The sequence below is a fragment of the Streptomyces inhibens genome, from assembly GCF_003389455.1.
GTDB lineage: Bacteria > Actinomycetota > Actinomycetes > Streptomycetales > Streptomycetaceae > Streptomyces > Streptomyces inhibens.
This window is the reverse complement of record NZ_QUAC01000402.1, coordinates 1-9,584: the sequence shown is the minus strand read 5'-3', so window position 1 is coordinate 9,584 and position 9,584 is coordinate 1. Positions and strand designations below refer to the sequence as shown.

General features: G+C 70.4%; 9 protein-coding genes and 1 riboswitch. Of the genes, 2 read left to right on the top strand and 7 right to left on the bottom strand.

The window, feature by feature from the left end; genetic code table 11:
- Positions 1-266 precede the first annotated feature (266 nt).
- From DY245_RS35865 to thrC, 5 genes are all read right to left on the bottom strand, one after another.
- Entirely contained in the window at positions 267-1,079 is an 813-nt protein-coding gene (locus tag DY245_RS35865) for a DUF998 domain-containing protein (RefSeq protein ID WP_128511278.1), read from the bottom strand.
- Between the two features lie 210 nt (positions 1,080-1,289).
- The gene (gene groL / locus DY245_RS35860; RefSeq protein WP_128511277.1) at positions 1,290-2,912 is read right to left on the bottom strand and encodes a chaperonin GroEL; all 1,623 of its coding nucleotides are present in this window, start codon (positions 2,910-2,912) and stop codon (positions 1,290-1,292) included.
- 289 nt (positions 2,913-3,201) lie between these two features.
- On the bottom strand, positions 3,202-3,405 hold the full coding sequence (locus DY245_RS35855; RefSeq protein WP_003986833.1) for a cold-shock protein: 204 nt from the start codon (positions 3,403-3,405) through the stop codon (positions 3,202-3,204).
- A 422-nt stretch (positions 3,406-3,827) separates the two neighbouring features.
- Positions 3,828-4,106, bottom strand: coding sequence for a MoaD/ThiS family protein (locus tag DY245_RS35850; RefSeq protein WP_128511276.1), 279 nt, complete (start codon positions 4,104-4,106; stop codon positions 3,828-3,830).
- Between the two features lie 82 nt (positions 4,107-4,188).
- Positions 4,189-5,472 (bottom strand): threonine synthase, encoded by a 1,284-nt coding sequence (thrC, locus tag DY245_RS35845; RefSeq protein WP_128511275.1) that lies wholly within the window; start codon positions 5,470-5,472, stop codon positions 4,189-4,191.
- A 17-nt stretch (positions 5,473-5,489) separates the two neighbouring features.
- A riboswitch (SAM riboswitch) is annotated at positions 5,490-5,651 on the bottom strand.
- Between the two features lie 172 nt (positions 5,652-5,823).
- Here thrC and DY245_RS35840 point away from each other — a divergent pair.
- Both DY245_RS35840 and DY245_RS35835 read left to right on the top strand, forming a co-directional pair.
- On the top strand, positions 5,824-6,786 hold the full coding sequence (locus tag DY245_RS35840; protein ID WP_128511274.1) for a glucosyl-3-phosphoglycerate synthase: 963 nt from the start codon (positions 5,824-5,826) through the stop codon (positions 6,784-6,786).
- A 49-nt stretch (positions 6,787-6,835) separates the two neighbouring features.
- Positions 6,836-8,275: an alpha,alpha-trehalose-phosphate synthase (UDP-forming) gene (locus DY245_RS35835; RefSeq protein WP_128511273.1), complete on the top strand. Its 1,440-nt coding sequence runs from the start codon at positions 6,836-6,838 to the stop codon at positions 8,273-8,275.
- 40 nt (positions 8,276-8,315) lie between these two features.
- Here DY245_RS35835 and otsB read toward each other — a convergent pair whose 3' ends face one another.
- Positions 8,316-9,224, bottom strand: coding sequence for a trehalose-phosphatase (gene otsB / locus DY245_RS35830; RefSeq protein ID WP_128511272.1), 909 nt, complete (start codon positions 9,222-9,224; stop codon positions 8,316-8,318).
- 88 nt (positions 9,225-9,312) lie between these two features.
- The coding region (locus DY245_RS35825) for a DUF3263 domain-containing protein (protein WP_147318421.1) at positions 9,313-9,584 on the bottom strand (272 nt) is incomplete at its 5' end.

Sequence of the window (9,584 nt, the reverse complement as noted above, 5' to 3'; positions counted from 1 at the left end):
CGCGGCCGGCGCGGCGTTGTCCGCGGCCGAGGCGGTGCCGGTGGCGGCCGTCAGCAGCCCGGCCGCCAGCGCGGTGGCGGCCGCGGTGGCCAGGGTCGTACGGAGATGCTTGGGCATGCGGGGCTCGTTCTCCCTTTGTCCGCAGGACAGTTGGCGAAGAAGAGACCCGTAAGGGGAGGGGATGGTTGTAGCGGAGATGTGAAGGAGGCGGGAAGGAGGTGGGAAGGGAGGGAGAAGTGGGCGTGTCGTCGGGGAGGAGGGGTGGCTCAGCCGCTGTCGGCGGGCTGCGCCGCCTCTGGGACCCGCTCGCGCCCCGCCTCCGGTTCTCGGTCCTCTTGCCGGGACGCGCCGGCCAGTTCGGCGGCCAGCAGCGCGAACCACACACCCACCAGTGTCAGATGGGCCCGTTGCGGGATGCCGTGCCAGCCGGGCCGGCCGAACAGCGGGCCCACCGTGCACACGGCGGTCGGCAGCGCCAGCGCCAGCACCCATGTCCCCCAGCGGCGGATCAGCGGCATACGGGGCGCGTCGGTCGCGGCTGCCCTGCCGAGCAGGGCCATCGAGGCGAAGACGAAGAAGTGGGCGAGTGCGCTGGTGGCCGTGTGCCAGGGGTGTACGGCCTCGCATCCGGGTTCCACCGAGGGCGCGCAGCGCATGGGCAGGTAGACATCGGCCAGCGAGGACAACGCGAGGCCGAGCAAGGCCCACCAGCCGGCCCGCGCCCACCAGTCGGTCCGCGCCCGGATGGTCCGCGACCGGATGCCGCACCGCACCCGGATGCCGGACGCCGCGCCGCCCGCCAGCAGCGCTCCCCCGCCCACCAGCACGGCGCAGACGCTCTCGATCCCGCCGAAGAGCCATCGCAGCGGCTGGTCGGCGGCGTACAACTCGCTGACGTAGGAGTGGCGCGGATCCAGGCCCGTCGGCAGCACGAACTCCAGGAGCCAGCCGTTGTAGAGCACCGCGGCCGCGGCGAACAGGAGCGCCGCGACGCGCCGGCGCCCTTGTGCGGCCCGGTCGTGTCCCTGCGTGCCCCGGTTCGTACGAACACCCCATCGCCTTGATCGCGCAGGGTGCATCCACCCCTGGATCCACATTGATGACCGACCGCCTGCCGGCCCCAGCGGAGTCGGCACAACGTCATCATTACGCGGTCGGCGGCGCGCCCTGCCGGGGCACGCCGAAGGCGCGGAGAACGCCGTCGGGGCGGCACCCCCTGGGAGGAGGGTGCCGCCCCGACGAACGTGTGGACGTGTGATCCCGGAGGATCAGCGCTCTGATCCAGAGGATCAGAAGTCCATGTCACCGCCCGGCATGCCGCCCGGAGCGGCCGCGGAGGCCTTCTCCGGCTTGTCGGCGATGACGGCCTCGGTGGTGAGGAAGAGCGCGGCGATGGAGGCGGCGTTCTGCAGCGCAGAGCGGGTCACCTTCGCCGGGTCGATGATGCCTTCGGCGATCATGTCGACGTACTCACCGGTCGCGGCGTTCAGGCCGTGGCCGACGGGCAGGTTGCGCACCTTCTCCACGACAACGCCGCCCTCAAGGCCGCCGTTGACGGAGATCTGCTTCAGCGGGGCCTCCAGGGCCAGCTTCACAGCGGCGGCACCGGTGGCCTCGTCACCCGTCAGCTCAAGCTTCTCGAAGACCGAGGAAGCCTGGAGCAGGGCGACGCCACCGCCGGCGACGATGCCCTCCTCGACGGCCGCCTTCGCGTTGCGAACGGCGTCCTCGATGCGGTGCTTGCGCTCCTTGAGCTCGACCTCGGTGGCGGCACCGGCCTTGATGACCGCAACACCGCCGGCGAGCTTCGCCAGGCGCTCCTGCAGCTTCTCGCGGTCGTAGTCGCTGTCCGAGTTCTCGATCTCGGCGCGGATCTGGTTGACGCGGCCCTGGACCTGGTCGCTGTCGCCGGCACCGTCGACGATGGTGGTCTCGTCCTTGGTGATGACGACCTTGCGGGCGCGGCCCAGCAGGTCGAGACCGGCGTTCTCCAGCTTGAGGCCGACCTCCTCGGAGATGACGGTGCCACCGGTGAGGATGGCGATGTCGCCGAGCATGGCCTTGCGGCGGTCACCGAAGCCCGGAGCCTTGACGGCGACGGACTTGAAGGTGCCACGGATCTTGTTGACGACCAGGGTCGACAGGGCCTCGCCCTCGACGTCCTCGGCGATGATCAGCAGCGGCTTGCCGGACTGCATGACCTTCTCCAGGAGCGGCAGCAGGTCCTTCACGTTGCCGATCTTGGAGTTGACGATGAGGATGTACGGGTCGTCGAGCGACGCCTCCATACGCTCCATGTCGGTGGCGAAGTACGCCGAGATGTAGCCCTTGTCGAAGCGCATACCCTCGGTGAGCTCCAGCTCCAGACCGAAGGTCTGGGACTCCTCGACGGTGATGACGCCTTCCTTGCCGACCTTGTCCATGGCCTCGGCGATGAGCTCGCCGATCTGGGTGTCGGCGGCGGAGATGGAGGCGGTCGAAGCGATCTGCTCCTTGGTCTCCACGTCCTTGGCCTGCTCCAGCAGGGCGGCGGAGACAGCCTCGACGGCGCGCTCGATGCCGCGCTTGAGGGCCATCGGGTTGGCGCCGGCGGCTACGTTGCGCAGGCCCTCGCGGACCAGAGCCTGGGCCAGGACGGTCGCGGTCGTCGTGCCGTCACCGGCGACGTCGTCCGTCTTCTTCGCGACCTCCTTGACCAGCTCGGCGCCGATCTTCTCGTACGGGTCCTCGAGCTCGATCTCCTTGGCGATGGAAACACCATCGTTGGTGATCGTGGGGGCACCCCACTTCTTCTCGAGGACGACGTTGCGGCCCTTGGGGCCGAGGGTGACCTTGACGGCGTCGGCGAGCTGGTTCATCCCGCGCTCGAGACCGCGCCGTGCCTCCTCGTCGAACGCGATGATCTTGGCCATGTGAAGTGGTCCTCCCGGACAGGGGTGGCGTTCTTCGTGGACCGCGCCGGTGCCCGCGACGGACGGCCTGCAACCCTTGTGGTTCCTTGCCCCACTCGGCCTGCGGACCTCACTGACCCGATCCAAGTTCTGTCACTCTCACCTGGAGAGTGCTAACGCCAATGATTAGCACTCGCGGGGTGCGAGTGCAAGCGTGCCCATGAGGTCCCACCCCTACGCGGCAGACAGCAGAAGGCCCGTACCCCCTTCAGGGGTACGGGCCTTCACCACGCAGCAGTCGGTCGGCGCCTCAGCCGGCCACCCGGACCATGTCCGCCTGCGGCCCCTTCTGGCCCTGCGAGATCTCGAACTCGACCCGCTGGCCCTCCTCAAGGGTGCGGTAGCCGTCCATCTGAATCGCGCTGTAGTGGACGAAAACATCCGCACCACCGTCGACCGCGATGAAGCCGTACCCCTTCTCCGCGTTGAACCACTTGACGGTGCCCTGAGCCATGCCTAACTCCCCTATTACTGGCCCTTGCGCAGGACCGCACTCCGCGGACCCGGGTCAGACCTCACCCCGCGAAAGGCCCGTGGGGTGTGCGCCGGAACGCGTCGACCGCCGCTGAATGTATCTGCACCGATGCCCAGCGCAACAGGTCAATCGGACGAGAATTCTGGCGCCGGGGAATCGGCAATATCCGCTGAAATCCCGGTTCTCCGGGGCAAGTCGGGCCAGGCATAGCGCACCTAAGCGACAAATACCGCCCACACTTTGGACACAACTCTCCCCGTTCTCATATGCGTTCGGCACACGCGCGGAGATATGCGGAGGGGGATCGCCCCAATGGTATCCCCTTTCACTAAACGGAATTGCCTCGTCCGATTTCAACGGACGGGGCAATTCCGGTCAAGCAGGTGAAGAGATGGCGCAAATTAGCACCCTCCGGCGACCGCCGGAATGATCGAGATACCCGCGCCGTCCGGAGTCGGCGTCTCCAGGCCCTGCTCGAAACGCACATCATCGTCATTGACGTACACATTCACGAAACGGCGCAGCTTGCCGGCGTCGTCCAGCACACGGGCCGCGATGCCCTGGTGGTTCTTCTCCAGGTCGGCGATCACCTCGGAGAGGGTCGCGCCCTCGGCGACGACCTCGGCCTCGCCGCCGGTGTACGTGCGGAGGATGGTGGGGATGCGGACCTTGACGCTCATGGTTCTGCCTTCCGGGGACAGGGATTACGGAGTACGGGTTCGGGGCTGCGGCGCGGCCTCGTGCGCGGACCGGCCGGCGGCCTCAGCCGGTCAGGCCGGCCGCGCGGAACGCGTCCAGGTCCGGACGGATGGTGGCCGTGGGCCCGGAGGTCGGGGCGACGGCATCAAGCGTCTTGAGGCCGTCACCGGTGTTGAGGACGACGGTGGTCAGGGTCGGGTCGAGCAGACCGTCCTCGATGAGCTTCTTGGTCACGCCGACGGTCACGCCGCCCGCGGTCTCCGCGAAGATGCCCTCGGTCCTGGCCAGCAGCTTGATCGCGTCCACGACCTGCTCGTCGTTGACATCCTCCACCGCACCGCCCGTACGGCGCGCGATGTCGAGCACATACGGCCCGTCGGCCGGGTTGCCGATGGCCAGCGACTTGGCGATGGTGTTCGGCTTCTGCGGGCGGACCACGTCGTGCCCGGCCTTGAAGGCCGTGGACACCGGCGAGCAGCCCTCCGCCTGGGCGCCGAAGATCTTGTAGGGCTTGTCCTCGACCAGGCCGAGGGCGATCAGCTCCTTGAGCCCCTTGTCGATCTTCGTCAGCTGCGAGCCGGACGCGATCGGGATGACGATCTGGTCCGGGAGCTGCCAGCCGAGCTGCTCGCAGATCTCGTACGCCAGGGTCTTGGAACCCTCGCCGTAGTACGGACGCAGATTGACGTTGACGAAGCCCCAGCCCTCACCGAGCGGGTCGCCGATGAGCTCCGAGCAGAAGCGGTTGACGTCGTCGTAGTTGCCCTCGATGCCTACCAGGTCGCCGCCGTAGACCGCGGCCATGACGACCTTGCCGGCCTCCAGGTCGTGCGGGATGAAGACACAGGACTTGAAACCGGCGCGGCGGGCCGCGGCGCCGACCGCACCGGCGAGGTTGCCGGTGGAGGAGCAGGAGAGGGTGGTGAAGCCGAAGGCGCGGGCGGCCTCGACGGCGATCGCGACGACGCGGTCCTTGAAGGAGTGCGTCGGGTTGCCGGAGTCGTCCTTGACGTACAGACCGCCGGTGACGCCCAGCTCACGGGCGAGGTTGTCGGCCTTGACGAGCTTGGTGAAGCCCGGGTTCAGATTGGGCTTGTCGGCCACGTCGGCGGGGACGGGCAGCAGCGGGGCGTAGCGCCAGATGTTGTTCGGGCCGGCCTCGATCTGCTTCCGCAGGCTCTCGGGGTCGCCGCTCGGCAGGTCGTACGCGACTTCGAGCGGCCCGAAACATTCCTGGCACGCGAAGATCGGACCGAGGTCGAAGCGCGTTCCGCACTCGCGGCAGGAGAGCGCGACGGCAGGACCCAGAGCGACGGCGGGAGTGGTTTCGGTGACTTGCACAGCCATGGAGGCGAGGCCCTTTCTCCTCATCTTCCTCGCGGCGCATCTCGCCACGAGACGGATTTGGCACCTTCCCTAGCCGGGAGCCTCGCGCACGCGGGACGTCAAGCGTCCTGGCGGCAAGACCGGCTGGAGGGTTGCCGGGGCTTCAACGGGCCGTATCCCTCTGCCCCTCTGGATGAGCGGTATGGCACTGGGACGAAACCCAGGCGTTTGTGGAGCGGCGACCCCGACATGCGACGGTCATCCGCGTTGTTCAAGACTGTAACCGAAGGCACTGACAGTTGAGATAGTCGTCCGAACCGCGAGATGGATCACACGGGCCGCTGATATGGCGGCCACCGAGGAGTCGTAGACGTGCTGGAAGAGGTGGAGCGCTGGCTCAGCAGCCGCTCCTGGTCCGCCGCGGACCGTCCCCTGGGGCAGCTGGTGGAGGCCAAGCGCCAGACGGGCCGTACGGTCAGCGTCGTACTGCCCGCGCTCGACGAGGAAGCCACCGTCGGGGCGATCGTCTCGGTCATCCGCGAGGAGCTGATGACCGACGCGGTCCCGCTCGTCGACGAGCTGGTGGTGCTGGACTCCGGCTCCACGGACCGCACCGCCGAGGTCGCGGCGGCGGCCGGCGCCCGGGTCGTCCACCGTGACAGCGTGCTGCCGCGGCTGCCCGCGCTGCCCGGCAAGGGCGAGGTGCTGTGGCGCTCGCTGCTGGTCACCAGCGGCGACATCATCTGCTTCATCGACGCCGACCTGCGCGAATTCTCGTCCACCTTCGTCTCGGGGATCATCGGGCCGCTGCTGACGGATCCGGACATCCAGTTCGTCAAGGCGATGTACGACCGTCCCCTGGAGACCGGGGGCGCGGGCTCCGGCGCCGGGCAGGGCGGCCGGGTCACCGAGCTGGTCGCCCGCCCGCTCCTCAATCTGCACTGGCCGCAGCTGGCCGGCTTCGTCCAGCCCCTGGGCGGCGAGTACGCGGCCCGCCGCTCCCTCCTGGAGCGGCTGCCGTTCCCGGTCGGCTACGGCGTGGAGCTCGGGCTGCTGGTCGACGCGCTGCACACCGTCGGTCTGGACGCACTCGCCCAGGTGGACGTCGGCGTGCGCAAACACCGCCACCAGGGCGGCCAGGCGCTGGGCCGGATGGCCGCCGCGATCTACCGGACCGCCCAACTGCGGCTGACCCGCGGCCACTTGGTGCGGCCCCGGCTCACCCAGTTCGACCGCGGCGAACAGGGCTTCGTGCCGCGCACGACGGACGTGGACACCGAGGAGCGGCCCCCGATGGCCGAAATTCCGGAGTACGCGGCGCGACGCGCGGCCTGACCGGCGCTCCGTACGTTTGCGCGGATCGGTGGCGGGTTAATGTCGCGACATGGTCTCCGAGCGCAGTGCGGTCCAGGCAGGTGCCGAGGTTCTTGTCGCATCCAATCGCGGTCCGGTCTCCTACGCCCTGGGGGAGGACGGCGCGCTGACCGCCAAGCGTGGCGGTGGCGGGCTGGTCTCCGGGCTGTCGGCCATTGGGCCCGCCACGGACGCGGTGTGGGTGTGTGCCGCGCTCGGCGACGGTGACCGGGAGGCCGTACGGCAGACGGGTGGTGCGCTGGATCCCGGCGACACCGGCGGACAGCGCGTCCGGATGCTGGACATTCCGGCCGAGGTGCATGCCGCCGCCTACAACGGCATCGCGAACTCCGTGCTGTGGTTCGTCCACCACATGCTGTATCAGACGCCGCTGGAGCCGGCCTTCGGCGCGGAATTCCGGGCGCAGTGGGCGTCGTACGAGGCCTACAACCGCGCCTTCGCCCAGGCGCTCGCCGACGAGGCCGCCGAGGGCGCCGCGGTGCTGGTGCAGGACTACCACCTGGCCCTGGTGCCGGGCATGCTGCGGGAGCTGCGGCCCGACGTACGGATCGCCCATTTCTCGCACACTCCGTGGGCGCCGCCGGAGTACTTCCGGATGCTGCCGGACGACATCGCCGAGCAGCTGCTGCGGGGGATGCTGGGCGCCGACCAGCTCGGGTTCCTCACGCACCGCTGGGCGGACGCCTTCGCCGGATGCTGCGCCGCGGTGGTCGGCGGCACGGGGAACACCCGGATCGCCGTCCACGGGCTCGGCGCGGACGCCGAGTTCCTGCGGGAGCGGTCGCGGCGGGCGGATGTCGACGAGCGGCAGGCCACCCTGCGCGAGCAGATCGGTACGGATCCCGACGGCGCGCCCCGCAGGACCATCGTCCGGGTGGACCGCACCGAGCTGTCGAAGAACATCGTGCGGGGGCTGCTGGCCTATCGCCAGCTCCTGGTGGACCACCCGTCATGGCGTGAGCGCGTGGTGCATGTGGCGTTCGCCTATCCGTCGCGCCAGGACCTGGCCGTGTACCGGGAGTACACGGCGGAGGTCGGGCGGGTGGCCGAGGAGATCAACTCCGAGTACGGCACGCCGAGTTGGCGGCCGGTCGAGCTGCATGTGAAGGACGACTTCGCGCGGTCGCTGGCCGCGTACCGCCTGGCGGACGTGGCGCTGGTCAATCCGATCCGGGACGGGATGAATCTGGTCGCGAAGGAGATCCCGGTGGTCTCCGAGCAGGGCTGTGTGCTGGTGCTCTCCCGGGAGGCCGGCGCCCATGAGGAGTTGGGCACGGACGCCCTCACGGTCAATCCGTACGACGTCACGGGCACCGCGCGGGCGCTGCACGAGGCGCTGTCGATGGACGCCGGCGAGCGCGCCGCACGCACACAGCGGCTGGCGGCGGCGGCCACGGCGCTGCCGCCGGCGCAGTGGTTCCTGGAGCAGTTGCGGGCGTTGAAGGGGTGAGAGGGCAGTCCCGTCGGCGGGCACCGGCCCAGGCGTCGGCCTAGCTGCCGGCCCGGGTTTCGGCGAGGCGGTCGGCCAGGGCGCCGAGCAGTCCCACGACCCCGGTCGGGCCGTCGACCACCAGGTCGGCGCGTTCGGCGAGTTCGGTGACCTCGTCGCTGCCGCTGCACACCAGGACGCCGGTGAGGCCGTCCGAGCGGAGCTTTTCGACGGCGGCGAAGGCGGCCAGGTCGCCGAGGTCGTCGCCGGCGTAGAGGACGGTGGCGGCACCGGTCTCGCGGACCCATTCGGCGAGGGCGACGCCCTTGTCCATGCCCGGCGGGCGCAGTTCCAGGACGAAGCGGCCCGGTTCGACGATCAGACCGTGGCGTTCGGCGAGCGCGGTGAGCGGGCGGCGCAGCCGGTCGAAGGTGCCCTGCGGATCGGAGGCGCGGCGGGTGTGTACCGCGATGGCGTGGCCGCCCTTGCGCTCGATGGCGGTCTCGACCCAGGTGCCGTGCCAGACGCCGGAGGCATCCAGGACGCCGGGGAGTTCGGCCTGTATGGCGGCGATTCCGGGGTGCGGGGCGGGGGCGTGGACGGTGCCGGTGGCGGCTTCCCAGCGCTCGGCGCCGTAGTGGCCGAGGACGGTGAGGTGGGCCAGGCCGGGGTTGTCCGCGAAGCCGCCGAGGCGGACCGCGACGGTGGCCGGGCGGCCGGTGATCACCGCGGCGGCGCGCAGCCGCGGGACGAGACGGGCGAGTGCGGCGACGGCGCCTTGATGGGCGCGGGCCTTTTCCGGGTCGGGGACGATATCGGCGAGGGTGCCGTCGAAGTCGAGGGCGACGACGGTGCGTTCCGGGTGCGCCAGCAGCGCGGCGAGGCCTTCGCGGCCGGCGGCGGTACGCGGTGTCGGCACGGATTCGGGTGTCGGCTGGGACTGCGGCGCGGCGTTCGGGGGGCTGCCCATGGCGCCGACCTTACCGGCGCCGGGCGGGCGTTGGGGGTAGCTGGAAGAGGGTGTACGGGCGCATCGGGGCGGCGGCCGGGCGCCGCCGTCACCGGCGGGCGCGGCGGGCGTCCCGTATGCGGCGCAGGCGGTTGACGGTGACGGGGTCGTGGGCGAGCGCGCGGGGGTCGTCCAGCAGGGCGTTGAGGAGTTGGTAGTAGCGGGTCGGTGAGATGCCGAGCTGCTCGCGGATGGCGCGCTCCTTGGGGCCGGGGCCCGGCCAGGAGCGACGCTCGACGGCGAGGACGGCCTCGTCGCGGGCGGAGAGGCCGGCGGCGGGCTCGCGGGTCCCGGGCTCGTCGGCCGGGCCGGCGGCCGGAG

Coding starts and splice junctions, on each gene's coding strand:
- thrC (WP_128511275.1), bottom strand. CDS start 5,472: ATGGCTGTGCAAGTCACCGAAACCACTCCCGCCGTCGCTCTGGGTCCT.
- otsB (WP_128511272.1), bottom strand. CDS start 9,224: ATGGGCAGCCCCCCGAACGCCGCGCCGCAGTCCCAGCCGACACCCGAA.
- DY245_RS35865 (WP_128511278.1), bottom strand. CDS start 1,079: ATGCACCCTGCGCGATCAAGGCGATGGGGTGTTCGTACGAACCGGGGC.
- DY245_RS35855 (WP_003986833.1), bottom strand. CDS start 3,405: ATGGCTCAGGGCACCGTCAAGTGGTTCAACGCGGAGAAGGGGTACGGC.
- DY245_RS35850 (WP_128511276.1), bottom strand. CDS start 4,106: ATGAGCGTCAAGGTCCGCATCCCCACCATCCTCCGCACGTACACCGGC.
- groL (WP_128511277.1), bottom strand. CDS start 2,912: ATGGCCAAGATCATCGCGTTCGACGAGGAGGCACGGCGCGGTCTCGAG.
- DY245_RS35835 (WP_128511273.1), top strand. CDS start 6,836: ATGGTCTCCGAGCGCAGTGCGGTCCAGGCAGGTGCCGAGGTTCTTGTC.